Genomic DNA, 25790 nt, shown 5'->3' with positions numbered 1-25790 from the left:
GCCTTTGCGGGCGGCGCCGTGGCCTCGCGTCGTACGTCACGCGTTCGGCTGTACCCATCTTGTGCCACACCTACGACACAGCTGTGCCCGGTACCTGGGAGGTACCGGGCACAGGCGGGCTCTCGGGCGTTACGCGCGCCCGGCCGTCTTCTGCGTCTTGCGGGTGACGGCGTCGATGACGACCGTGGCCAACAGCACACCACCGGTGATCATGTACTGCACCGGGGAGGCGATGCCCTCGAGGGCGAGGCCGTACTGGATGGACACGATCACCAGCACACCGAGCAGGGCGTTCCAGGTGCGTCCACGGCCGCCGAACAGCGACGTGCCGCCGATCACCGCCGCGGCGATCGCGTTCATCAGCAGGTCACCGCCACCGGCGCCCTGGTTGGCCGCGGCGATCTTGGAGGCGATGAACAGGCCGCCCACCGCGGCGAAGGTGCCGGAGATCGCGAACACCGAGATCCGGACCATCTCCACGTTGATACCGGCACGGCGGGACGCCTCGACGCTGCCGCCGAGCGCGAACACCTTGCGGCCGTAGGCCGTGCGGCGCAGCACGAAGTCCGTGACCAGCAGCACCACCATGAAGATCACCACGGCGAGCGGCAGGCCCTTGTACTGGTTGAAGACGATGGCGACGGCGAACGCCAGGATCGCCAGCAGCACCGTCCGCGCGATGGTCTCGCTCAGCGGCCTCGACGGCACACCCGCGGCCTCGCGGCGCCGGTTCTCGAGGAAGGAGCTGAGGAAGAACCCCGCGGTCACCACCGCGGCCAGCGCGTACGCGGCGGCCACGTCGGAGAAGTAGTAGCTGGTCAGCTGGGCCACCACTCCGTCCGGGTCGAGGTTGATCGTGCCGTTGTCGCCGAGGATCTGGAGCATGAGGCCGTTCCAGAACAGCAGACCGGCCAGGGTGACGGCGAAGGCGGGGACGCCGATCTTCGCGAAGAAGAAGCCGTGCAGCACACCGGCGACCGTGCCGGTGAGGATGGCCAGCACGAAGGCGAGCCACTCGTTCATGCCGTTGGTGACGTTCAGCACCGCGAACGACGCACCCGCGACACCGGACACCGAGCCGACCGACAGGTCGATCTCGCCGAGCAGCAGCACGAACACGATGCCGACGGCGATCATGCCGGTGCCGACCATGGCGACGGACATGTCGGACAGGTTGCCCGCGGTGAGGAAGTTGGAGTTCAGGCTCGTGAAGATGAGCCAGATGATCGCCAGGCCGATGACGACCGGGACGGAGCCCAGGTCACCGGACTTCATCTTCCGCTTGTACTCGGTGACGTAGCCCTTGAGGCCCTGCTCCCGCACCAGCAGCCGGGGGTCGACGACCGTGACGGCGGCCTTGGCCGCCTCGGGGTTCTCCACGACGTGGTCGTCCGGAGCCGCGGAGGTCTTGTCGATGCTCACTTGGAAACCTCCCCGTTCGTGCGCGCCGCACGGCGGGTCACGGCATTGTCGGTGGCGCCGGTGATGGCGGAGATGATCTCTTCCTGCGAGGTCGACTTGACCTCGAAGATGCCGTTGTTGCGCCCGAGGCGCAGCACGGCGACCTTGTCCGCGACGGCCTTCACATCGGCCATGTTGTGGCTGATGAGGATCACGGCGTGGCCGCGCTCGCGCAGCCGCTCGACCAGGTCGAGGACCTGCGCGGTCTGCTCGACGCCGAGGGCGGCGGTGGGCTCGTCGAGGATGACCAGCTTGGGCTCGCCGAGCATGGAACGGGCGATGGCCACGGTCTGGCGCTGACCGCCGGAGAGCGAGGCGATCGGGATGCGCACGCTGGGGATGCGGATCGACAGCGTGTCGAGCAGCTCGCGGGAGCGGCGCTCCATCTCCACCTCGTCCAGGATGCCGCGCTTGCGGATCTCCCGGCCCAGGTAGAGGTTGCCGACGACGTCGATGTTGTCGCAGAGCGCGAGGTCCTGGTAGACGGTCGCGATGCCCAGGTTCTGAGCGTCGTGCGGCTTGTTGATCTGGACGGACCTGCCGTCCCATTCGATGACGCCCTCATCGATGGGGTGCACGCCGGCGATCGTCTTGACCAGCGTGGACTTTCCGGCTCCGTTGTCGCCGACCAGGGCGACCACCTCACCGGCGTGGACCTCAAGCTCTACGTCGGTGAGCGCCTGAACGGCACCGAACCGCTTGGAGACCCCGCGCAACGCCAGCACGGGCGTAGCGGACACGTGAACCATCTCCTTCGCCGCCTGACCCGGCGGGAGGTTGTGCAGAAGGGTGGGAGGGGTGATCACTCCGGCGCCCCGCATAGCTTGCGGGGCTGATGTGGCGGGGGCGCCGGAGGAACTCGGGGCAACCGGTCCCCCGCGCGGGAGTCACGGGAGTCCTCTCGGACTCCCGTGCTCCGCAGGGGACTTGGCGGTTGCTTACTTGAGCCCGATCTTGTCGCAGGCGGCCTTGTACTTGCCCGCGCAGATCTCGTTCACGGTGTAGATGCCGTCCTTGATGACGGTGTCGTTGATGTTGTCCTTCGTCAGCGAGACGACCGGGACGAGGACGGAGGGGACGGCCTTGGTGGTCGGGCTGTCGACCTTGTCCTTGGCGATCGAGTCGAGCGACTTGCCCTGGGCGAGGGCGACGGCCATCTCGGCCGCGACGTCCGCCTCCTGCGGGTAGGGCTTGTAGACGCTCATGTACTGCTCACCGGTGACGATGCGCTGCACACCCGCGAGCTCGGCGTCCTGGCCGGTGACCGGGATGTCGGCGATGCCGGCGGCCTTCAGGGCGGTGATGATACCGCCGGCCATGCCGTCGTTGGCGGAGTAGACGCCGACGATCTTGTCCTTGCCGAGGGCGGAGATGGCGCCCTCCATGTTGGAGTTGGCGTTCTCCGGCTTCCACTCCTTGGTGTCGTACTCGCGGCCGACCTTCACCTTGCCGTCGAGCACGGAGTGCGCGCCCTTCTTGAAGTCGGCGGCGTTCGGGTCGGTGGAGGACCCGTTCATCATGACGATCTGGCCGTCCTTGGCCTTGCCGCCGAGGGCCTTCAGCAGGGCCTCGCCCTGGGTCTTGCCGACGGTGACGTTGTCGAACGAGGTGTAGGCGTCGATCGGGCCCTCGGCCAGGCGGTCGTAGGCGACGACGGGGATGTTCGAGTCCTTGGCCTTCTTCACCGCGCCGGCGATGGCCTTGGAGTCCACGGCGTCCACGATCAGCACGTCGACCTTGTTCGACACCATGGTGTCGACCTGCTGGTTCTGCTTGGCGGCGTCCTGGTTGGCGTTGGCGTAGACGACCTCGCCCTTGCCGTTCGTGAGTTCCTTGACCTTCTTGTCGATGAGCGGCCGGTCGAACTTCTCGTAACGGGCGGTCGCGTTCTCCGGAAGGAGCAGGCCGACCTTGATGTCGTCGCCCTTCTTGGCGGACCCGGTGGAGTCGGCGTTGTCGCCCGACTCCTTGGCGCTGCCACAGGCAGCAAGCGAAACGGCCATCGCACCGGCGGCAATAGCAACAGCGGCGCGACGCATACGCGTGTTCACTTCAGAAACCTCCCTGACGAGGCCGCGACATTGCGGCCGAGGTGGCTGGAAGTCAACTCGGCCACACGTGCGACGTCAAGAAGTAAATCCTTAACGAGATGGCAACGGTGCCATCCGTTCTCTAAGTGAAGGCAGGGGCGACTGCCTGGAGTGCGCCGGGAGCAGTCCCGTCCAAAAGGGTCGAATCACCCATCTCGCTGAGGGCGAGAGCGAGCGCTCCGAGCACCTCCGCACGGCCGCCCAGGGCGCCGGGGAGAACGGACAGCTGGCGTGCCGCGCTGGGGATGGCGTAGCGGCCGACAGACTCCCGGATCGGCCCGAGGACCAGCTCACCGGCCTCGGCGAGATCACCGCCGAGAACCACGCGGCTCGGGTTCAGCAGATTGCAGAGGTTGGCCACTCCACTGCCGATGTGGCGGCCGACGTCGGCGATCACCCGACGGCAGCCCGGGTCCCCGTCCCGCGCGAGCCGTACGACGCCCTCCATGGTCAGATCGGTGCCGTGGCTGGACTGGAGGAGCGGGAGCACGTAGCGCGCGGCCGCGAAGGTCTCCAGGCAGCCGCGGTTTCCGCAACGGCAGACCGGGCCGGATTCATCGAGTGTAATATGTCCGATTTCTCCTGCGGTGCCGCCGGGGCCCCGGTAGATCTTGCCGTCGATCACCAGACCGGCGCCGACACCGCTCGCGACCTTGATGTAGGCCAGGTCGCGGACGCCCCGGCCGCTGCCCCAGACCATCTCGCCGAGGGCGCCGAGGTTCGCGTCGTTGTCCACGTGCACGGGGACGCCGAGGCGGCCGCGCAGCTCCTCGGCGGGCTTGGTGCCGGTCCAGCCGGGGAGGATGGCGGTCGAGCCGAGGGTGCCGGACTCGACGTCGATGGGGCCGGGGACGCCGAGGCCGACGCCGGCGATCTTGGAGCGGTCCACGCCGGTTGCTTCGATCAGGCGGGTGACCAGCTGTTCCGCGCGGTCGAAGCCCTGGGCGGACGAGGCGTCCACGTCCAGGGGCTCGGACTCCTCGGCGAGGACCTGGTGGGCGAGGTTGCCGATGGCGACGCGGAGGTGGGTGTGGCCGAAGTCGACGCCGATGACGATGCCGGCGTCGCCGCTCAGCGACACGCTGCGGGCGCGGCGGCCGCCGGCGGAGGTCGGTGTGACCTCGACGGTGCCGCCGTCCTTCAACTCCCGGACGATGTTGGAGACCGTCGCGGCGGACAGACCCGTCGTCCGGGCGATCTCGGCCTGGGTGAGGGAGCCCGCCAGGCGCACGGCTCGTACGACCCGCTCCAGGTTGGCTCGGTGCAGCGATGACTGCGACCCCGGAGTCTCCACGACGACCTCCTGCGCGCGGGGCCGCTTCGATGAGGCCCCGTCCATGTCCAACTAGTGAACTCTAAGCTGAGCCGTTCGGGTTGCCTCCCGTCAAGAGGTTGAACTGATTCCGGGGTGTGTGCGTGTCGTCGCGGACGGCTACGCGGGGGGGGCGCAGGGCTTCGCGTGACGCCGGGTGGTGGGGGTGCGCGCTCGTTGCGCCTTCGCGGTGGTGGTGGGTCGGGGCCGCGCCGGGGGTGTCCGTCCTCGGAACGGCGCGATGGGGTCGGACGCCGACTGACTGTTCGTTGACGCGCCAACCGCTGCGGGCGGACACCCCCCGACACGGCCCCTTGCGTACGACGGCGGGTGCGGGAGCGTCGTGGCCCGCCCCGACTGCGGGCGCGCGCCGCTCAGCTGCGGGCATGCGTGCCGCAAGGGGCGGCCGGGTGCGGGCCGCCCCCAGCACCGACGCCGAGTCGTGGGCATCGGCAGTACCGCAGCTCGGCGTGCTACTTCAGCGCACCCGCCGTCAGCCCCTGCACCACCTGTCGCTGGAAGATGATGTACGCCGCCAGCACCGGCAGCATCGCCATCACGAGGCCCGCGAAGAGGCCTGACCAGTCGCCCTTGTAGCCCTGGCTGACGGCCAGTTGGACCAGGCCCTGGGTGAGGACCCGCTTGTCGGGGTCGGTGTTGAGGACCGTGGGGAGCATGTACTGGTTCCACTGGCCCAGGAAGTTGAAGATGCCGACGCTGATCAGGCCCGGCTTGGCCATGGGCAGCATGATCTGGAAGAACGTGCGGCTGTGGGACGCGCCGTCCACGAAGGCCGCTTCGGCGATCGACGTCGGCAGGGTGCGGAAGAACGCCGTGAGGAAGAACACCGTGAACGGCAGCGAGTAGGCGATGTAGACCAGGATCAGGCCGTGGATGGTGTTCAGCAGGCCCATGTTGTTCACGACGTAGAACAGCGGGACCAGGGCGAGCATGATCGGGAAGCTCATGCCGCCGATGAACAGGAAGTAGATGAAACGGTTGCCCGGGAAGTCGAAACGGGCCAGGACGTAGGCCGCCATGGAGCCCAGGACCAGCGTTCCGATGAGCGAACCGCCGACCACGAGGACCGTGTTGAGGAAGTAGTCGCTCATGTTGGCCTGGGTCCACGCCCGCGACCAGTTGTCGAAGTGCAGGGAGTCCGGGAGCGACCAGGGGGAGCTGAAGATGGAGCGGTCGTCCTTGAAGGACGTCATGACCGCCCAGAGCAGCGGCAGGACCACCATGAACGCCCAGATGACCAGGACTCCGTGGGAGAAGACGTTGAGGACGGTGCCCTCTTTCTTCTCCCTGGGGGGTGCGGGCGGCGGGACGTCCGTCTTGGTGATCGGTGCGCCGGACTCGGCCGGCAGCGGCGCGGGGGTTTCGGTCGTCTTCATCGGTCAGTACTCCAGCCGCTCGCGACGGCCCAGCCTCATCACCACGGCGGCGAAGGCCAGCGTGACGACGAGCAGGGCGACACCGATGGTGGTGGCGTAGGCGGCCTGCCCGTCACGGAACGCCTTCTGGTACACGTACAGGACCATGACGGTGGTCGAGTAGTCGGGACCGCCCGGCCCGGTCGTCATGATCTGCACGACCGCGAACGACTCGGCGCCCAGGGCGAGGATGCCCATGTAGACCCAGCCGGACTGCACCGTGTCCCAGAGGAGGGGCAGGGTGACCCGGAAGAACGTGGTGACGCGGTTCGCGCCGTCCAGGAGCGCGGCCTCGTACATCTCCGCCGGGATGGAGGCCATGCCGGCGGAGAAGAGGACCACGAAGAAGCCGACCGTGGACCAGACGAGGACCCCCATCACCGCCCAGAGGGCCAGATCGGGGTCGCCCAGCCAGAGGGGCTGGACGTTCTCCAGGCCGATGCCGCGCAGGAGCGAGTTGATCGCGCCGCTGTCCGGGTTGTACGCGAACGCGAACAGCAGCGCGACGATCGCGATCGAGAGGACCTGCGGAAAGAAGTAGACGATTTTGTAGAAACCGGAGCCGCGGACGCCGGTGATGACGGGCCCGTTCCTCCGTTTTCTGCCGCCTACGTTGATCATGAAGGCGAAGAACAGCGCCAGGCCGATGGTCACCACCGGCAGCAGGAGGGCGAACAGCAGGCTGTGCTGCAACGACTTCCAGAAGATGTCGTCGTCGAGCATCCGGCTGTAGTTGTCGAAACCGACCATCTTGAATTCGGGGCTCAGGCCGGTCCAGTCCGTGAACGAGTAGTAGATGGACTGGATGAACGGCCAGACCACGAAGAGCGCGTACAGTCCCAGGGGCAGCGCTAGGAAGCCCACGATGAACCGGTACTTGCCGTGCTGCATCGCCACTCCGGTGCCGTTGCGGAAATTGGGTTTCCGTTGCTGTTACTGGTGCTTGTAGTGCTTGATGGAGTCGTCCTTGGCCGCCTCGTCGGCGAAGCCCTGGATCTTCTTGATGGCCTCGGCCGGGGTGAGGCGGCCGGCCATCATCTCGCCCAGACCGGACACACCGATCTTCTCCTTCTGCAACTGCACATACCAGTCCTGCAGACGGGGATTCACCACGTTCTCGCCCGCCTTGTCCAGCGCCGCGACGCCGGATGTGAGGCCGGGGGTGAGGGAGATGCCGTCGGTGCCGCCGTTGTACGCGGTCAGCGATTTCACCTTGCCGGTGAAGTTCTTGGACGACGCCTCACTGAGCATGATGCGCAGCTGCTCCATGCCGCCGGCCGCGTTCTTGGCCTTGGCCGGGACGATGAAGGGCTCGCCGCCGGAGGCCCAGATGGTGCCGAAGGGCATCTTGTCGGAGGAGTCGAGGCCGGTGGGCGCGGAGACGGCCAGGTCGAAGTCCTTCGGGATGACGTTGGCCGACTCGTTCTCCACCCAGGAGCCGTTCGGGATGAACAGCGCCTTGCCCTCGGCCCAGGCGGTCTGCGACTGGATGTGGTCCAGGCCCGGGGTGCCCTTGAGGACGTAGCCCTTCTTGTAGAGCTCGTAGTACGCCTCGAAGCAGGCCTTGACGGCCGGGTGCTTCCAGGCGTTCGGCTCCAGGTTGTCGATCGCGTCGAGGACCTCGCGGCCGCCGACCTTGCCGATCATCGGGTAGAGCGCGAAGGGGATGTAGTACGGGTATTTGCCCGCGTACGTCCAGCCCGCCATGCCCTTCTTCTTGGCCTTCGCGCAGACCGCGAGCATCTGGTCCCAGGTCTCCGGGTACTGCTCGTCGAGCGACTCCAGGGCCTTCTGCGAGTACCAGACGCCGTACACCGTGTAGGCGTAGTACAGGATCCAGACCTTCTCGCCGTCGAACTGGCCCATCTCCACGATGCCGGGGCGCAGCGTGTCGCGGACCTTCTTGTTCGGGTCGTCGTAGGAGGGCGCGTCGAGCAGCGGGGTGAGGTCGGTGAGCTGGTTCTTGCCGACCAGGACGCCCATGTCCATCTGCTCGGCGCCGGAGTTGTCGATGAGGTCCGGCGGGGTGCCCTGGTTGAAGCGGGGCTGGAGCGTGGACTGGATCTTCTGGGTGGCGGAGAACTTCACCTTCACCTTGGGGAAGTTCTTCTCGTAGATCTGCACGGCGTCCTCGGCGTACTCCTTGCCGAAGCCGCCGTCGAACAGGACGAATTCCATGCCGGCCGTGTCGTTGACGGCGAGCGGGTTCTTCGCGGTCTTCTTGCCGGCCTTGGCCTTGTCGCCACTGTCGTCGCCGCCGCTGCTGGCGCAGGCGGACAGGAAGCTCATCGTGGGGACGGAGATCAGCCCGAGCGCGGCAGACCTTTTGATCAGATCACGGCGGCCGACACCTTCGGTGCCGTGGTTCTCGGCGGAAGTGGATCCCATGCTCAAGTCCTCGCCTTCTCCAGGACTCAGGCGGTGAACCGGATCCTTCCCGGCACCGCGATCGGGTCAAGCTGGGTCGTGCAGGAAAGTGCGGGTGGTGATGTGCGGATCGGGTGAAGCGTGCGACAGGTATAGTCCACTTCCCGCCAGCGGATCAACATCGAACACAGGGTTGGCCGTGGGTCTTATCCGAGTTGAGACCTCGCGGAAGTATGAGCGACCTGTGGGTGCTCCGCCGGAAATATCCCGGTCACCACGCCCGAATGCCACAGGCAACACCCTTGACACCCCCGGCCACTTGGGCAACTACTGGTCCTTGCGCATCGAAGGTGACAACGTTGTCCACTGCGCAGGGAGGGTACCCGTTGATGCAGCGGAAAGCTCGGCACAGATGGGGTTCGGCGGTCGTGTCGGCGACCGCCTTCGCATTGGCCCTGAGTTCACAGGGCGTTGCGGTCGCACGGCCCGAAGCCCCCGAGAGCCCCGACCGGGAGTTCGCGTCCTCGTTTGAGGCGGACGACCCGGTTCCGGACTGGCTGAACACCGTCGACACCACCCCCGACGGCGGCAAACGGGCCTCGGGAGTCGACGGCGGCTACAGCGGCGGCATACCGGGCAATGTGACCGACCAGGTCACCGACGTCCGGGCCGGCGCCGAGAACACGGGCGGCGGCGAGGTGAAGGAGAACCTCGTCGACGGCGAGCCGAGCACCAAGTGGCTTGTCTTCGAATCCACCGGGTGGGCCGAGTTCGATCTGGACAATCCGGTTAAGTTGACGCGCTATGCGCTGACATCAGCCAATGATCATGATGAGCGTGACCCGAAGGACTGGACCCTGAAGGGCTCCGCCGACGGGAAGGAGTGGAAGACGCTCGACACCCGCTCCGGCGAGTCCTTCTCCGAGCGTTTCCAGACGAAGACGTACGACCTCGCCGAACCCGGCGAGTACCGGCACTTCCGGCTGGACGTCACCGGGAACAACGGCGGCGACATCCTCCAGCTCGCCGACCTCCAGCTGTCCACGGGCGGCGCCGACGGCCCCGTCCCGCAGGACATGCTCTCGCTCGTCGACCGGGGGCCCAGCGGCTCCCCCACCGCCAAGGCGGGCGCCGGGTTCACCGGAAAGCGTGCTCTGCGTTACGCCGGCCGGCACACCGCCGAGGGCCGGGCGTACTCGTACAACAAGGTCTTCGACGTGAACGTGGCCGTCGGCCGCAACACGCGGCTGGCCTACCGCATCTTCCCGTCCATGGCGGACGGTGACCTCGACTACGACGCGACGAACGTCGCCGTCGACCTCGCCTTCAGCGACGGCACCCACCTGAGCGACCTGCGCGCCACCGACCAGCACGGCTTCCCGCTGACCCCGCAGGGGCAGGGCGCGGCGAAGATCCTCTACGTCAACCAGTGGAACAACGTGGCCTCGCGGATCGGCTCGGTCGCGGCCGGGAAGACCGTGGACCGGATCCTGGTGGCCTACGACTCCCCCAAGGGACCGACGAAGTTCCGGGGCTGGCTGGACGATGTGAGCATCGAGTCCGTCGCCCCCGAGCGGCCGAAGGCGCATCTGTCGGACTATGCGGTGACGACCCGGGGCACCAACTCCAGCGGCGGCTTCTCCCGGGGCAACAACTTCCCGGCGACGGCGGTGCCGCACGGCTTCAACTTCTGGACGCCGGTGACCAACGCGGGTTCGCTGAGCTGGCTGTACGACTACGCACGTGCGAACAACGCGGACAACCTGCCGACGATCCAGGCGTTCAGCGCGAGCCACGAGCCGAGCCCCTGGATGGGCGACCGGCAGACCTTCCAGGTGATGCCGTCCCTCGCCTCCGGCACTCCGGAACTCGGCCGGGAGGAACGGGAACTGGCCTTCCGGCACGAGAACGAGACCGCGCGGCCGTACTACTACGGGGTGCGGTTCGAGAACGGGCTGAAGGCCGAGATGGCGCCGACGGACCATGCCGCGGCACTGCGCTTCACCTACCCCGGTGACGACGCGAGCGTCCTGTTCGACAATGTGACCGACCAGGCGGGGCTGACCCTGGACACGGAGAACGGCATCGTCACCGGCTACTCGGACGTGAAGTCCGGGCTGTCGACGGGGGCGACCCGGCTGTTCGTCTACGGCGAGTTCGACAAGCCCGTGAGTGAGGGTTCGTCGGCCGGTGTGAAGGGCCATCTGCGCTTCAAGGCCGACGACCGGACCGTCACCCTGCGCCTGGCGACCTCGCTGATCAGCCTCGACCAGGCGAAGGACAACCTCCGCCAGGAGATCCCGGAGGGCCGGTCGTTCGAGGCGGTGAAGAAGAGCGCCCAGCGGCAGTGGGACCGGCTGCTCGGCAAGGTGGAGGTCGAGGGCGCGACCCCCGACCAGCTGACGACGCTGTACTCCAGCCTGTACCGGCTGTACCTGTACCCGAACTCCGGCTTCGAGAAGGTCGACGGCGAGCACAAGTACGCCTCGCCCTTCTCCCCCATGCCGAACCCGGACACCCCGACGCACACCGGCGCGAAGATCGTCGACGGCGAGGTGTACGTGAACAACGGGTTCTGGGACACCTACCGGACGACGTGGCCGGCGTACTCCTTCCTCACTCCGTCCCGGGCGGGTGAGCTGGTCGACGGGTTCGTGCAGCAGTACAAGGACGGCGGCTGGACCTCTCGCTGGTCCTCCCCCGGCTACGCGGACCTCATGACGGGCACCTCGTCGGATGTGGCGTTCGCGGACGCGTACGTCAAGGGCGTCGACTTCGACGCGAAGGCGGCCTACGAGGCGGCGGTGAAGAACGCCACGGTCGTGCCGCCGAACTCGGGTGTAGGCCGCAAGGGCATGGCCACCTCCCCCTTCCTCGGTTACACCAGCACCGAGACCCACGAGGGCCTCTCCTGGGCGCTGGAGGGGTACCTCAACGACTACGGCATCTCCCGCATGGGCCGGAAGCTCTACGAGGAGACCGGCGAGCGGCGCTACAAGGAGGAGTCGGAGTACTTCCTGAACCGCGCCCGGGACTACGTGAACCTCTTCGACGCGAAGGCCGGGTTCTTCCAGGGCCGGAACGCGAAGGGCGACTGGCGGGTCGAGTCGTCGAAGTACGACCCGCGCGTCTGGGGTCACGACTACACCGAGACCAACGGCTACGGGTATGCGTTCACCGCGCCGCAGGACAGCCGGGGTCTGGCGAACCTGTACGGCGGGCGGAAGGGTCTCGCGGACAAGCTCGACGACTACTTCTCCACCCCGGAGACGGCCTCCCCCGAGTTCGTCGGCTCCTACGGCGGGGTCATCCACGAGATGACCGAGGCCCGCGATGTCCGGATGGGCATGTACGGGCACTCCAACCAGGTCGCCCACCACGCGATCTACATGTACGACGCGGCCGGGCAGCCCTGGAAGGCGCAGAAGAACGTCCGCGAGGTGCTGTCCCGGCTGTACACGGGCAGCGAGATCGGGCAGGGCTACCACGGTGACGAGGACAACGGCGAGCAGTCGGCCTGGTTCCTGTTCTCCTCGCTCGGCTTCTATCCGCTGGTGATGGGCAGCGGCGAGTACGCGATCGGCTCACCCCTGTTCACCAAGGCGACCGTGCGTCTGGAGAACGGGCGCGAGCTGGTGGTGAAGGCGCCCCGGAACAGCGCCGGGAACGTCTACGTACAGGGTCTGAAGGTCAACGGCCGGACCTGGACGAAGACCTCGCTGCCGCACTCGCTGATCGCCAAGGGCGGGGTCCTGGAGTTCGACATGGGCTCACGGCCGTCGTCTTGGGGCACGGGCGAGCACGCCGCGCCGGTGTCGATCACCCGGGACGACGAGGTGCCGACGCCCCGTGCGGACGTGCTGAAGGGTGACGGCGCCCTGTTCGACGACACGTCGGCGACCGACGCCGCGGTGACCTCCGTGGACCTGCCGGTCCACAAGGGCGCCGAGGCGGTCCAGTACACGCTGACCTCGTCGGCGGACCGGGCGAAGGCACCGGCCGGATGGACGCTCCAGGGTTCCTCCGACGGCACCACCTGGCGGACGCTGGACCGGCGCTCCGGGGAGTCCTTCGCCTGGGACCGGCAGACCCGCGCGTTCTCCGTGAGGTCGCCGGGTACGTACGAGAAGTACCGCCTGGTCCTCGATGGCGAGGCAACCCTGGCGGAGGTCGAACTGCTCTCCTGAGCAACCGAGTTGGGGGTCCGATGCCGCTTCCCGTGCCCGTCCTGCCCGAGGGTGTCGACCCGGCCTGGCTGCCGCCCGCCGCCTTCCGGCCGGTCGGCGGCCGACGGACCCTGATCCGGGGATCGGATCCGCTGGTGGAGACGGTGCACGGGGAGGTGGCCGAGGCCTGCCGGCGGTTCGGGGGCCGGGTCGTACGGGACGCCGTGCCGGACGGCGCCTACGACCTGGTCCTCGACCTCGGCGGCGACGACCTCGGCGACGAGGGCTTCTCCTTCGCGCGCGAGGACGGCACGACGACCGTCACCGCCTCCGGTGGACGCGGGCTGCTCTACGGACTGTTCCACGTCGTCCGGCGCGGGGAGGCGGCCTTCACCGGCGCGTGGGCGCGGGAGATCCACCGCCCCGCGCTCGCCCTGCGCATGCTCGACCACTGGGACAACGTGGCCGTCCACCCGGTCATGGGCCAGGTGGAGCGCGGGTACGCGGGCGGCTCGCTGTTCTGGCAGGACGGGAGGGCGCGGCGCGAACTCGACCGTGTGCGGGCGTACGGCAGGCTGCTCGCGGCGTGCGGGATCAACGCGATCTCCGTGAACAACGTCAACGTGCACGCGACCGAGGCGCGTCTGCTGACCGACCGCATCGGTGAAGTCGCCGAGATCGCCGCGGCGTTGCGCCCCTACGGCATCCGCACCCACCTGTCGGTCTCCTTCGCCGCGCCGATCACGCTCGGCGGACTGCCCACGGCCGATCCGCTGGACGAGTCCGTGCGTGTGTGGTGGGTGGAGGCGACCCGGCGGGTGTACGAGGCGATCCCCGACTTCGGCGGATACGTGGTGAAGGCCGACTCGGAGGGGCAGCCGGGGCCGTTCGCGTACGGCCGCAGTCACGCCGAGGGCGCGAACCTGCTGGCGGCGGCGCTGGAACCGTTCGGCGGTACCGTGCACTGGCGGGCGTTCGTCTACGACCACCGGCAGGACTGGCGGGACCGCACGACGGACCGGGCCCGGGCCGCGTACGACCACTTCGTGCCGCTGGACGGGCAGTTCGCGGCCGGCGCCGTGCTCCAGGTGAAGCACGGGCCGCTGGACTTCCAGGTCCGGGAGCCGGTGTCGCCGCTGCTCGGGGCGATGCCGCGGACCCGCCTCGCGGTGGAGCTGCAGGTCACCCAGGAGTACACCGGGCAGCAGCGGCATGTGTGCTGGCTGGGACCGATGTGGAGCGAGGTGCTGCGGTTCCGGCCCTCGGACACCGGTGTCGGCGGCCTCGCCCGCGGCGGACTCGTGGCTGTGTCGAACGTCGGTGACGACCCGTTCTGGACGGGGCATCCGCTGGCGCAGGCCAACCTCTACACCTTCGGGCGGCTGGCCTGGCAGCCGGACGCCGAGCCGGGTGCGGTGCTCGACGAGTGGATCGGGCTCGGCTTCCCCGACGCCCCGGAGGAACTCGCCGGTGGGCTGCACGCCCTGCTCGACGGTTCGTGGCGGACGTACGAGAAGTACACCGCTCCCCTGGGCGTGGGCTTCATGGTGCAGCCGGGGCACCATTACGGGCCGAGCGTGGACGGCTACGAGTACAGCCCGTGGGGGACGTACCACTTCGCCGACCGGGACGGCATCGGCGTCGACCGCAGTGCGGCGAGCGGCACGGGGTACGCCGGGCAGTACGGGACGCCGTGGGCCGAGCTGTACGAGTCGCCCGACACGTGCCCGGACGAGCTGCTGCTGTTCTTCCACCATGTGCCGTACGGACATGTGCTGACGAGCGGGAAGACCGTGATCCAGCACATTTACGACACCCACTTCGAGGGTGTCGAGGAGGTGGAGGAGGCCCGGGCGGTGTGGGAGTCGCTGGCCGGCCTGGTGGACCCGGCGCGCCACGCCCGGGTGGCCGAGCGCTACGAGGAGCAGCTCCGCGGTGCCCGCGAGTGGCGCGACCAGGTCAACAGCTACTTCCTGCGCAAGTCCGGGGTGCCGGACGGGCGGGGTCGGCGCATCTACTGAAGGATCGCCACGCCGAAGGGGTCGAGGACCAGGGGTTCGCCCTGCTCCACCCGCTTGCCGGTGAGCAGGTCGGTGGCGGTGGTGTGGGCGGTCAGCTGGGCCGGTTCCGGGGAGTGGTTGAGGAGGAAGAGCAGGCGGGTGCCGCCGGGGGCGACCCGGGTGGCCGTCTCCACCGCCGGGTGGTCCGCGTACGGGCCGAGCAGGTCGTGGCGGGTCAGGATCCGGCGGACGACCTCGTCGACGCCCGGCTGGTCGAGGGCGGTGGCGACGTACCAGCCCTCGCCGTCGCCGTACCGGTTGCGGGTGACGGCCGGGGTGCCCGCGTAGAAGTCGGTGCCATAGGTGGCGACCGGTTCCGCGCCGCGCGGGAGCACGATCTCGAAGACGAGGCGGGCCTCGGTGCCCAGTTCGGGCACGGGCTGGACGAACTCCGGCGGCCGGGCGTCCCATTCGTCGACGCGGATGCCCATGAGGGGGCCGAGTGGGCCGGGGACGTCGGTCAGGAAGGCGCGGTCGTGCTCGTCGACGCGGCCGGAGAGGAAGGTCGCCAGGACCGTGCCGCCGCGGGCGGCCACGGCTTCCAGTCGGGTGGCGAGGTCGCCCTTGACCAGGTGCAGGGCGGGCGCGAGGACCACGTCGTAGGGCGTGAGGTCGGCGGTCTGCGGGACGACGTCGACGTCGGCGCCGGCCTCGCGGGCGGCCCGGTAGTAGGCGTGGACCACGTCCGGGTACCTGACCGGCCGGGAGGGGCCGTCGGAGATCTCCAGGGCCCACCAGCTGTCCCAGTCGAAGAGGAGGGCGGTGCGGGCCGGGGTGCGGGCGCCGAGCGTGCGGTCGCCCAGGAGCTCCAGCTCCCGTCCCAGCTCGGCGACCTCGCGGAAGACGCGGGTGTCGTCGCGGCCCGCGTGGCCGATGACGGCCCCGTGGTACTTCTCGCAGGCGCCCCGGGAGGCGCGCATCTGGAAGTAGAGGGCGGCGTCGGCGCCGTGGGCGATGGCCTGGAAGGTGGCGAGGCGGAGTTCGCCGGGCCGCCGGAGCGGATTGACGTCCCGGCAGGCCGTCGTCGAAGGGGTCTGCTCCATCAGCCAGAAGGGAGCGCCGTCCTTCAGTCCGCGCATCAGGTCGTGGGCGAGGGCGGGCCGGGTCGGCGGGGCGTCGAGGGGCGGGTAGTTGTCCCAGGAGGCGAAGTCCAGGTGGGGCGCCCAGCGGTGGTAATCCAGGGGGCGGTAGAGGCCCATGAAGTTGGTGGTGACGGGCGTGTCCGGGTCGTGGACGCGGATCACCTCCTTCTCGGCCAGGAAGCAGCCGAGGAGGGCGTCGGTGGTGAAGCGGAGGTAGTCGAGGGTGATGCCTTGGAAAGCGGTGTGGTCGGGGCCGCGCCAGTGCTCGGTGAGGGCGTTCGGCGGCTCGATCTGGTCCCAGTCGGTGTAGCGGTGGGACCAGAAGGTGGTCCACCAGGCGTCATTGAGGGCGTCGAGGGTGCCGTGCCGGTCCCGCAGCCACTCCCGGAACGCCTCGGCGCACAGGTCGCAGTAACAGGCGCCGCCGTACTCGTTGTTGACGTGCCAGGCGAGCAGGGCCGGGTGGCCGGCGTACCGTTCGGCGAGGCGCGAGGCGAGCGCGGTGGCGTGCTCGCGGTACGCCGGTGAGCTGGGGCAGAAGTTGTGGCGCTGGCCGTAGCGGTGGCGGCGGCCCTCGAAGTCGGTGCGGTTGACCTCGGGGTGTCTCGTCGCGAGCCAGGGCGGGAGCGCGGCGGTTCCGGTGGCCAGGCACACCCGGCGTCCCTCGGCGGCGGCCCGGTCCAGGACGCGGTCCAGGACCGTGAAGTCGTATGTGTCCGCGGCCGGTTGGGTGACGGACCAGGTGAAGACGCCGACGGTGAGCGTGTCGATGCCGGCCCGGGTGAACAGCCGGTGGTCCTCGTCCCAGACCTCCCGCGGCCACTGCTCGGGGTTGTAGTCGCCGCCGTAGCGGATCTTGCGCGTCATGCGGTGAAGTCCTTCCGCGTCTCGCCGATCACGGTCCGGCTGCCGTGCAGCAGGGACAGCAGCAGTGGGGCGGCCAGCAGGGCGGGCAGGACCTCGGTCAGCAGGCCGGCCGACGCGGCCGTCAGGACCAGCAGGGAGGCGGCGGCGAGGGAGGCGCGGCCGTGCGCGAACAGGAAGTGGGCGGCGAGCCGGGCGGTGTCCCGGGCCCGGAAGACGAAGAGGCTGGTGAGGACGAGGGCGTGCGCGCCCCAGAGGAGGGAGACCACGCCGATCACCCCGAGCAGCAGTGCCCACCAGCCGGGCAGGCCGGTGGCGGAGAAGTGCGTGAGGGTGAAGACGATGACCGTCAGCCAGGCCAGCAGGGGTGTCCACAGCTTCAGTGCCGGTCCGGCGTTGAGCCGCCAGCCGCGCAGGTAGGCGCGGGCCGGGTGCAGTTCGGTGAGGTCGCGGCTGCGGTGGTGGAGGGCGTAGAGCGCGGCGGACAGGGCCGGTCCGAGGGGCAGCAGACAGAGGGCCGCGAGGGGGAGGTTCGCCGGGTCGGGGCGGAGCAGGAGCAGTCCGGCCAGGCCCGGGGATGCGGCGAGGAGGAGCAGTGCTTCGACGGTCAGGAGGGTGTGGATGAGGGCGCAGGCGCGGGAGAGGGGGCCGGTGCCGAAGCCGGAGGTGCGCGCGGCACTCCTGTGGGGCCCTTCCGGCCGAACGGTCGCCGTTCGGCCGCCCGGGATCATCCGTTCTCCTTCCTGAACCGCTCGTACGCCTTGTTGTGCAGGTCGACGAGCTGCTGCATGTTCTTCGCCTTCAGCTCGGCGACATGGGCGTTCCAGTCGGACATCGGGCGCTTGCCGAGGACGAACCGGAGGGTGTTCTGGATGGCGGTGTCCTTGAGCGGGGTGTCCCAGAGGGTCGCCTGCTCCTGCTCGAAGGACTGGAGCGGGTGCGCCGGGTCGACGGGGAGTTCCTTGCGCTGGGACATCACGTCCTGGAACTTCTTCTCGTCCGGGCTGAAGTTGGAGGACACCAGCTCCCAGCTGCCGCCGTAGGTGAACACGCCGTTGAAGAAGCCGTAGTCCTTCTGGAGGTCCTTCGGGGCGTCCGGGTCGGAGCCCATGAGGGAGATTCCGGGCTCCAGCGTGTACGTGGCGCCGGACTCGGTGTAAGTGACGCCCTCCACGCCCCACTTGCAGAACTTCTGGCCCTCGTCGGAGTACCACAGCCAGTCCACGAACTGCATCATCGCGACGAAGGTGTCGCTCTTGAGGGCCTTGCTGGAGATCATGATGCCGTTCTCCAGCCGGATCCCGCTCAGCAGGACCGGCCCCGCCGGGCCGAGGGGCACCGGGACCATCTCGATCTTCGAGCCCTTGACCTGCTTGGACAGGTTGTAGCGGTAGTTCTGCACCAGCTCCTGGGGGTTGGCGCTGATCACGTACGACTTCTCCGCGAGGAGCTTCTGCACGGCCTGGTCGTCCTGCTGGGTGAAGCTCTCCGGGTCGAGGAGCTTCTCGGAGACCAGTCCGCGCAGATACTCGACCATGTCCCGGTAGTCGTCCTGGGCGGCGGTGAAGACGAACTTCTGCGCCCTGGTGTCGAAGCTGATGTTGTCGTACGCCCAGCCGGCCTTCACCCCGTAGGCCTGACCGAGGTACTGGAACAACGCACCACAGGGGAACGGGGTGTTGGTGCTCCAGCGGTCGGTCCACGGGTACTTGTCCGGGTACTCCGTCTTGAGCGCCTTGAGGACGTCGTACACCTCGTCCCAGGTCGTGGGCAGGGTGAGTCCGTGCTTGTCGAGGATGTCCGTGCGGAAGGCCATGGAGTAGCCGGACTTGGGCTTCTCGTGCAGGCCCGGCAGCAGGTAGTACTTGCCGTCGGACTGGCGGATGGAGTCCAGCTCGGGCTCCAGCCGCCACTTCCTCACCTTGTCGCGGAAGTTGGGCATCAGGTCGACGTATTCGCTGACCGGCAGGATCGCCCCCGAGGACACGAAGGCGACCTCGCCGGGGTGGTACGTCTTCGGGATGATGAAGGGGGCGTCGCCCGAGCCGATGAGGACGCTGCGCTTCTTCTCGTAGTCGGCCAGCGGGACGTCGAGGGGCTTGAGGGTGATCCCGGTGCGCTGGGTGACCTCCTTCCAGAACAGCCAGCCGTTCTTCGTCGGATACACCGGGTTGTTGTTGTGCAGCACCGAGAAGGACAGCGGCCGGGACGCCTTGAACTGCTGGCCGGCCCGGTAGTTCTTCATGGCCCCGTCCTGCTTCTTGGACAGGTCCTTGCCGTCGCCGCCGTCGTCCCCGCCGCCGCAGCCGGTGACCGTGGCGAGGCCGATGAAGCCGGCCGCGGCGAGTAGCTGGCGCCGCGACAGCTGTCCTGCGTTCTTCACGGGAACTCCCTTGTTCCTGGTGCCGGTCGATGACAGGTGCGGCGGTCAGCCCTTGACCGCGCCGAGCATCACGCCCGAGACGAAATAGCGCTGGACGAACGGGTACACGCAGAGGATCGGCAGGGCGGTGAGGACGATGGTCACCGACTGGATGTTCGCGCCGACCTGGCTGAGCTGCTCGGTTCCGGCACCGGCGTTGCCGCCGCCGGTGGCACCCTGGATGAGGTTGCGGAGGTAGACCGTGACCGGCATCAGCTCGGTCCGGTCCATGTAGAGGAACGCGCTGAACCAGGAGTTCCAGAAGGACACCGAGTAGAACAGCACCATCGTCGCCACGACCGCCTTGGACAGCGGCAGCACGATCCTCAGCAGGACGCCGTAGGTGCTCAGGCCGTCGATCTGCGCGGCCTCCTCCAGCTCCGTCGGCAGGTTCTCGAAGAAGGCCTTCATCACGAGCAGGTTGAAGACGCTGATCGCGTTGGGCAGGGCGATCGCCCACACGCTGTTCTTCAGGCCGAGGCTGGTGACCAGGATGTAGTTCGGGATCAGGCCGCCGGTGAAGAACATGGTGAACACGGCGATGCCGATGAGCAGACCACGGCCCTTGAGGTGCTTCTTCGACAGGACGTAGGCGTAACAGGTCGTCAGGACCATGGCGACCGCCGTCGCCACGACCGTGTAGAGCACGGTGTTGCCGTAGTTCCGCCAGAACATCGCGTCCTGGAACACGATCTCGTACGTGGTGAGGTTGAACCCCTTGGGCAGCAGGGTCACCTCACCGGCCCGGATCTGCCGCTCCCCGCTGAAGCTTCGCGCGAGGATGTTGACGAAGGGGTACAGGGTGACCAGCACGACGAGCGTGAGGACCACGCCGTTGACGCCCTGGAAGACCCGGTACGCGCGGCTCGGCTTCACCACAGGCTCGTCCCCACTGTGCGGCGTGAGAGCTGGTTGGCGGACGTGATGAGGACCAGGCCGATGATCGCCTCGAACAGGCCGATGGCGGCGGCGTAGCTGAAGCTGTTGGACTCGACGCCGGAGCGGTAGACGTACGTCGAGATCACGTCCGCGGTCGGATACGTCAGCGGGTTGTACAGCAGCAACACCTTCTCGAAGCCGACCGCCATGAACGTGCCGACGTTGAGGATCAGCAGCGTGATCATGGTGGGGCGGATGCCGGGCAGGGTGACGTGCCAGATCTGCTGCCAGCGGTTGGCGCCGTCGATGCGGGCGGCCTCGTACAGGTCCTCGTCGATCGTGGTGAGCGCGGCGAGGTAGAGGATCGTGCCCCAGCCGGCGGTCTGCCAGACCTCCGAGCCGACGTAGAGGGTGCGGAACCACTCCGGTTCCTGGACGAAGCGGACCGGGTCGTGTCCGAGCAGGCCGAGGACGTGGTTGACGGGGCCGTCGCCGGCCAGCATCTGCAGGGTGATGCCCGCGACGATCACGATCGACAGGAAGTGCGGGAGGTACGACACCGACTGCACGAACCGCTTCAGGGAACGCCGGCGCACCTCGTTCAGCAGCAGCGCCAGCACGATGGGGATCGGGAAGCAGAAGGCGAGGGTGAGCCCGCCCAGCCAGAGGGTGTTGCGGAACACCTGCCAGAAGGTGGGGTCGCTGAGGAACATCCGCACATAGCGCAGCCCCACCCATTCCTCGCCGAAGAGCGAACCGCCGGGCTCGAAGCGCCGGAAGGCGATGATGTTGCCGATCATCGGCAGGTAGCGGAAGACCAGGAAGAACAGCAGCGGCAGGATCGCCAGCGAGTACAACTGCCAGTCGCGGCGCAGCGCCCGCCGCCAACCGGTCCGGGCGTTCGTCCGCTTGCCGCGCCGTGGGGCGGCCCGGGCCGGGGGCTGGTCCTGGGTGCCCGGCGGGGCCGATGTGGTGGACGTGCTCATTGCTCGGGCCTCCCGTGGGCGTGGGACGCGGAACCGAAACTTTCGAGCTTCTACCGGTAACTGCGCGGCAACCTAGGGGCACCAGAAAGCGCTGTCAATGGGTACTGCGGCACTCGGACGGGACGCCTGGGGCGCGTTGGAACGCCGTCGAAGCTGGGTATGCCCCATGAGCCACGCCTCCCCATCCCCGCAAGTTTCTGGATGCTCACCGACTCCTGCGAGGTGCCGCCGTGCCCACGTTCGACCTGCCGCTGCCGGAACTGGAGCGCCACCGCCCGGACATCGAGGAGCCCTCCGACTTCGACACGTTCTGGCGGGACACCCTGAAGGCGGCCGGGGAGAGGGACCCGCTGGTGTCGGTGCGGCCGGTGGAGACGGGCCTGCGGCTCACGCGGACCTGGGACGTGACGTTCCGGGGGTTCGGGGGCGACCCGGTACGGGCGTGGTTCAGCCGGCCCGCGGGGGTGGGGGGAGGTGAGCGGGTGGATGGAGGCGGTGAAGCGCTGCCCGCCGGTGTGGGTGGAGGCGGTGAAGCGCTGCCCACCGGTGTGGGTGGAGCCGGCGAAACACTGCCCGCCGTCGTCGAGTTCGCCGGGTACGGGCGCGGGCGCGGGCTTCCGCACGAGCGTCTGACGTGGGTCAACGCCGGGTACGCACATCTGCTCATGGACAACCGCGGCCAGGGCGACCAGTACGGGTGCGGCGGAGACACACCCGATCCGCACGCCGCCGCGCCGGGCGGACCCGGGCCGGCGGTGCGAGGGCTGCTCGCCGCCGAGGACTATCACTACCGGCGCCTGATCACGGACGCGGTGCGCGCGGTCGCGGCGGTACGGGCGCTGCCCGGCGTCGATCCGCAGCGGACCGTGGCGGTCGGCAACAGCCAGGGCGGCGGGCTGGCCCTGGCGGTCGCGGGGCTCGTCCCGGATCTGACGGCCGTGCTGGTCACCGCCCCGCTCCTGTGCGGCATCCGGCGCGCCCTGGACCTCACCGACGCGGGCCCGTACGGCGAGATCGCCGCCTATCTCGCCGTCCGCCGGGGCGCCGAGGACGCGGCCTGTCGCACCCTCTCCTACGTCGAGGGTGTCTCCTTCGCCCGGCGTGCGCAGGCCCCGGCGCACTTCGGGGTGGGGCTGCGCGACACGGTGTGCCCGCCGAGCGGGGTGTACGCCGCCTTCAACCGCTATGCCGAACTGACCGGCACGGACCCGCGAAAGGAGATCCACGCGTATCCGTTCAACGGGCACGAGGGGGGTGAGGCGGTGCAGGTGCGGCGGCAACTGGATTGGCTGCGAACGGTGTTGAAGGAGCCGGGGCGACACCGGTAGAGGTTCGGGGTAACCGACCGGCGGTGCCCCCTCTTACTCGGGCGCCGCTCTCCAGTGAACTGGCGCAGAGCACTGGTTCCGTTGCTGTCGTATTCCTGGCCGAGAACGTCCGTCAGTCAGACGCCTCGTACGTGCCCCTGGGTCGTGCAAATTCGCTGGTCGAGAGAGGGGGCGGTGCGGGAAGCTGCAAGCGTGATCGACCGAGAGGCCGCCGTTCAGGCTGTCGAGGACCAGCTGGAGCGCGACTATCAGCAGTGGCGGGCTGCGGGTGTGGGCGCGATGCGGATGGCTGTGGCCGACGTCGAGGAGCACGAGCTGGTGTGGATCGTCTCCTGGACCTCCGAGGAGTTCGTGCGCACCCGGAACCCGGAGTTCATGCTGGCCGGTAACGGGCCTTACCTGGTCGACCGTGTCGACGGTGGACTGCACCGGGTCGGCGTCGTCTCCGCGGTAACCGGGGAGTGGGAGGCCGACTATCGAGCCCGGATACGAGGGCTGCCGGTACGCACCGCAGTAGACGATCTACACGATGCGCTGTACGAAGTCGCCGCCGCGCGCGGACGCATGCACGCTGTACGGACACTGCGCCAGAACCTGCCGATGTTCTCGCCTGCGGAGGCCATCGAATATGTGAGTGCATTGCTGGACAGTGGTGCGCCCGCGCGTCTCGTGGCCGTCGCCACCAAACAGCTCGTGGAGCCTTTCAACCCGGTGTACGCAGTGGAGACGATTCTGAGCGGGGCGGAGATCCGAGCCGGTCAGAGACCCGAGGGGTGACGGGAAAGCCAGCCAGCGTGCCGATCGCGCACCCGGTCCCGTTCCTCGGACGCGGCGAGGAAGACGTCAGCGCCACCGTCGTAGGGGTGGTGGATGCGCTGCATCCGGGTGTCGGTGATGAGGACGCCCGCCACCTTGTCGTCGGCGATGTCTCGGAGCAGATCGTCGATGCAACCACGCCTCCAGGGCCGGCGGGCGGCGAAGAGGTGGCAGTACGTGCGGAACTCAGGGTCAGGATCGTCCACCACCAGCAGGCTCCGCCAATACCCGGTGACGGCCTGCGAGGGTGGAACCTCCGCTTCGGCCGTCCAGAGCGGTGTGATCACATACACGTCCGCACCAGCGAACAGCTCATCGAGGACGGTGTTGTAGCGCTCCAGGACGACGGCGTACTCGCTCTCGTCCTCCGCGTACCGCTTCGATTCCGGCAGGCTGTGAAAACGTACCCAGACATCCCGATACGGGCCCCGGAGCTTGTACCCAACCGGCGGGCAACTGGGCCAACACTGCTGCCACAGCTCCGTCAGATCCGCCTGCCCGTCTTCAGACACTCGTCGCACTCGTCCTCTCGCGCATGAACCTACCGGCGACCATGATGCCGGTGCTCACGAACGAGAGACACCGAATTCTTAGCTGCCGCCTCGGCGACTGCTGATGTAGTCGGTCCAGTCGCGTTTGACAAATTTCGTCCAGTCCATTGCGTTGTCGATGCTGGTCCCGGTGAGAGCGGCAAGGATTGAGGCAGGAACGTCGGCTGCCAGCGCAAGGCGGGCAGTATTGCGGCGGGCAAGGCCGCCCAGCCCGCGGCGCCTGAGCTTCAGGTAGATGTACTGCGACTGGATGGGGCGGGCCGGGTTCAACCCAGCGAACAACCACAAGCCTCCGTCAAATTTCAGTTGGACAGCCGAGGCCTGAACGACGACGTCGTCTGATGGTCAGTTCAAGAATGCGTGTGACCTGAAGGCCCATGAGCAGGACAAGGCTGCCGATAACACGGACGTCGAGGGGGAGCGTGGTGTCGTTCACGCAGCGCCTGAGCTGTTCGACGCGGTCGTCGTCCTCGATGAAGGTTGCCGGGTCTTCTGGGGACCGGGTCGGCACTTCGAGGCTTGAGGTGAGACCGCGCTCGTTGGTCCAAAGGACGAAAACTCTGACGCCCCTGCGGTTCGAGGGCCGCTGACCAGCCATTGTTCGAGGTGCGTCTGCTTGAGGTCCGGCAGCGCGATGCCTTGTTCGTCGAGCCAGGTCAGCAGCTCCAGCGCGCGTCTGATCTGCGAGCGCCGGTGAGTGTCCCTGACGGTCTGGCCGGCATGTCCACGTGCCGTACGCCGGTGGCGGTGGATCAGGTGCCAGTGGGCAAAGGGGCTCACTATCTGGCGGTGATGAGCGGGTACCTCTCGGAGAAAGGCGTCTGCCCAGCGAGGCAGGCGCTCGACCGCCTCGTTTCGTGAGCAATGCTCATTACCTGTGGATCGGGCTCGGGTTGATGCGCGGAAGGCGTACCTTCCCGAGTGATCGATCGACTGGTATCGAGAAGGCCCGCGTAGCCGCGCGGGTCGGGAAGGCACGCCCATGCTCAGCGTAGTCAACGCCGATGGCACCACACCGGGTCACCGCGGCACCGGCAGTGCGGCCGCCGCCCTGTCCATGGTCTTCAAGCTCGTCGAGTCCACCCAGGCACGCTGGCGAGCCGTGAACGCACCCCACCTCGTCGCTCTCGTCCGCGTCGGCGCCCGTTTCGAACGCGGCCACCTAGTCGAACGCCCCGAGACCCTGGCCGCCTGAACAGCTTCGCCCTATCCGCAGAAAGCGAGTGGATCTCAGGAATCCGTTCGCCGTATGTGCAGATGGCCATCGAGAGGGAAGGCGGGTGGCGCTGCGGGCAGGACTCTGTCGAACTCGTAGCCGCTCTTCTGCGCAACGCGGCACGATGCCGGATTGTCTTCCTGGTGGAGGAGTTCGAGGCGTTCCAGCCCGTCCGCGCCGAAGGTGTCGAAGGCCCAGCCGGTGAGAACCTCAAGAGCGCGCGGGGCCACACTCCGCCCCCGCGCATGGGATGCTGTCCAATATCCCACCTCAGCAGAGGGTTTGCCGGACTCGACTTTCTTGAGGACCACGTTGCCCACCAACTGTCCGCGAACCAGATCGGGTTGTTCCTCAAGGACGGCAAAGCCGAACCGGTCTCCTGCTGCCCACCCACGCCGCTGGGCCCGCAACCACCGTGCCCCGTCAGCCTTGTTCTCCAGGGGCGTGCTCATCCAGTGGCGCAAAGCGGAGTCCTGGAACGCCTCGACCAGTGCATCAACGTCCTCCGCGCACCAGGGCCGAAGAACGAGAGCGGGAGCGGACGCTGTCGGGCCCGCATGCAGCGTGGCGGCGGAGTTCACGAGCTGATCATATGCAGCGGCGTCCGCTGCCAGTGAGCCAAAATCCTTATCCACAGCTCTTGACTACTACTCTCGTTTCGTTGTGGCAGCACCCCTGCGGTCGACAGCAGGTCTCTGGCATAGAAGGTGGTCGGAGCGGTCGGCGCCGTGGAGGGTCATGTGAACAGCTCGGA

At 68.2% G+C, this 25790-nt stretch carries 18 protein-coding genes and 1 pseudogene; 5 read left to right on the top strand and 14 right to left on the bottom strand.

Annotated elements, in window-relative coordinates:
* Positions 1-129: 129 nt before the first annotated feature.
* The 7 genes from QOL88_RS30440 to ngcE all read right to left on the bottom strand — a co-directional run bounded on the left by QOL88_RS30440 (position 130) and on the right by ngcE (position 8687).
* The gene (locus QOL88_RS30440; protein ID WP_097221479.1) at positions 130-1422 is read right to left on the bottom strand and encodes a sugar ABC transporter permease; all 1293 of its coding nucleotides are present in this window, start codon (positions 1420-1422) and stop codon (positions 130-132) included.
* The gene (locus QOL88_RS30435; RefSeq protein ID WP_097221478.1) at positions 1419-2210 is read right to left on the bottom strand and encodes an ATP-binding cassette domain-containing protein; all 792 of its coding nucleotides are present in this window, start codon (positions 2208-2210) and stop codon (positions 1419-1421) included. Before QOL88_RS30435 ends, QOL88_RS30440 begins: the two co-directional genes overlap by 4 nt.
* 189 nt (positions 2211-2399) lie before the next feature.
* Entirely contained in the window at positions 2400-3500 is a 1101-nt protein-coding gene (locus tag QOL88_RS30430; protein ID WP_179879152.1) for an ABC transporter substrate-binding protein, read from the bottom strand.
* Positions 3501-3633: 133 nt separating this feature from the next.
* Positions 3634-4845 carry an ROK family transcriptional regulator gene (locus QOL88_RS30425; RefSeq protein WP_097221476.1) on the bottom strand — a complete coding sequence of 404 codons (1212 nt, stop codon included), beginning with the start codon at positions 4843-4845 and terminating at the stop codon, positions 3634-3636.
* A 491-nt stretch (positions 4846-5336) separates the two neighbouring features.
* Positions 5337-6260 (bottom strand): carbohydrate ABC transporter permease, encoded by a 924-nt coding sequence (locus QOL88_RS30420; protein WP_097221475.1) that lies wholly within the window; start codon positions 6258-6260, stop codon positions 5337-5339.
* 3 nt (positions 6261-6263) lie between these two features.
* Positions 6264-7190, bottom strand: a complete 927-nt coding sequence (locus tag QOL88_RS30415; protein ID WP_097221474.1) for a carbohydrate ABC transporter permease — start codon at positions 7188-7190, stop codon at positions 6264-6266.
* A gap of 42 nt (positions 7191-7232) precedes the next feature.
* Positions 7233-8687, bottom strand: coding sequence for an N-acetylglucosamine/diacetylchitobiose ABC transporter substrate-binding protein (gene ngcE / locus QOL88_RS30410; protein WP_097221473.1), 1455 nt, complete (start codon positions 8685-8687; stop codon positions 7233-7235).
* Positions 8688-9055: 368 nt separating this feature from the next.
* On the opposite strand from ngcE, the gene QOL88_RS30405 reads away from it, so the two are divergent.
* Positions 9056-12853 (top strand): GH92 family glycosyl hydrolase, encoded by a 3798-nt coding sequence (locus QOL88_RS30405; RefSeq protein WP_097221472.1) that lies wholly within the window; start codon positions 9056-9058, stop codon positions 12851-12853.
* Positions 12854-12873: 20 nt separating this feature from the next.
* Positions 12874-14853 (top strand): alpha-glucuronidase, encoded by a 1980-nt coding sequence (locus QOL88_RS30400; RefSeq protein WP_097221471.1) that lies wholly within the window; start codon positions 12874-12876, stop codon positions 14851-14853.
* Here QOL88_RS30400 and QOL88_RS30395 read toward each other — a convergent pair.
* The 5 genes from QOL88_RS30395 to QOL88_RS30375 are packed head-to-tail and all read right to left on the bottom strand — an operon-like array spanning position 14847 to position 21125.
* Complete coding sequence (locus QOL88_RS30395; RefSeq protein ID WP_097221470.1) at positions 14847-16841, bottom strand: beta-galactosidase; 1995 nt, start codon at positions 16839-16841, stop codon at positions 14847-14849. The two genes, QOL88_RS30400 and QOL88_RS30395, sit on opposite strands and share 7 nt — an antisense overlap.
* Positions 16838-17569, bottom strand: a complete 732-nt coding sequence (locus QOL88_RS30390; RefSeq protein WP_257027935.1) for a hypothetical protein — start codon at positions 17567-17569, stop codon at positions 16838-16840. Before QOL88_RS30390 ends, QOL88_RS30395 begins: the two co-directional genes overlap by 4 nt.
* On the bottom strand, positions 17566-19221 hold the full coding sequence (locus QOL88_RS30385; protein ID WP_097221469.1) for an ABC transporter substrate-binding protein: 1656 nt from the start codon (positions 19219-19221) through the stop codon (positions 17566-17568). The genes QOL88_RS30390 and QOL88_RS30385 overlap by 4 nt, the downstream gene beginning before the upstream one ends.
* Positions 19222-19266: 45 nt before the next feature.
* Complete coding sequence (locus tag QOL88_RS30380) at positions 19267-20139, bottom strand: carbohydrate ABC transporter permease (protein ID WP_097221468.1); 873 nt, start codon at positions 20137-20139, stop codon at positions 19267-19269.
* Positions 20133-21125, bottom strand: a complete 993-nt coding sequence (locus QOL88_RS30375; protein ID WP_097221467.1) for an ABC transporter permease — start codon at positions 21123-21125, stop codon at positions 20133-20135. The genes QOL88_RS30380 and QOL88_RS30375 overlap by 7 nt, the downstream gene beginning before the upstream one ends.
* A gap of 230 nt (positions 21126-21355) precedes the next feature.
* On the opposite strand from QOL88_RS30375, the gene QOL88_RS30370 reads away from it, so the two are divergent.
* Together QOL88_RS30370 and QOL88_RS30365 are read left to right on the top strand one after the other, a co-directional pair.
* Positions 21356-22453 (top strand): acetylxylan esterase, encoded by a 1098-nt coding sequence (locus QOL88_RS30370; RefSeq protein WP_097221466.1) that lies wholly within the window; start codon positions 21356-21358, stop codon positions 22451-22453.
* Between the two features lie 192 nt (positions 22454-22645).
* Positions 22646-23230: a YrhB domain-containing protein gene (locus QOL88_RS30365; RefSeq protein WP_097221465.1), complete on the top strand. Its 585-nt coding sequence runs from the start codon at positions 22646-22648 to the stop codon at positions 23228-23230.
* On the opposite strand, the gene QOL88_RS30360 is transcribed toward QOL88_RS30365, so the two are convergent.
* Entirely contained in the window at positions 23212-23781 is a 570-nt protein-coding gene (locus QOL88_RS30360; RefSeq protein WP_179879006.1) for a DUF3885 domain-containing protein, read from the bottom strand. The two genes, QOL88_RS30365 and QOL88_RS30360, sit on opposite strands and share 19 nt — an antisense overlap.
* Before the next feature lie 1063 nt (positions 23782-24844).
* On the opposite strand from QOL88_RS30360, the pseudogene QOL88_RS30355 reads away from it, so the two are divergent.
* Positions 24845-25015, top strand: a pseudogene (locus tag QOL88_RS30355) (IS256 family transposase); the annotation flags it as partial.
* A 35-nt stretch (positions 25016-25050) separates the two neighbouring features.
* Here QOL88_RS30355 and QOL88_RS30350 read toward each other — a convergent pair.
* Positions 25051-25617, bottom strand: coding sequence for a GNAT family N-acetyltransferase (locus QOL88_RS30350; RefSeq protein ID WP_097223243.1), 567 nt, complete (start codon positions 25615-25617; stop codon positions 25051-25053).
* Positions 25618-25790: the final 173 nt, after the last annotated feature.

The sequence above is a fragment of the Streptomyces sp. Ag82_O1-12 genome, assembly GCF_900182715.1.
In the GTDB taxonomy this organism is placed as follows: Bacteria; Actinomycetota; Actinomycetes; order Streptomycetales; family Streptomycetaceae; genus Streptomyces; species Streptomyces massasporeus.
Note: the sequence above shows the minus strand (reverse complement) of the source record. Positions and strands in the feature narration are given on the sequence as shown.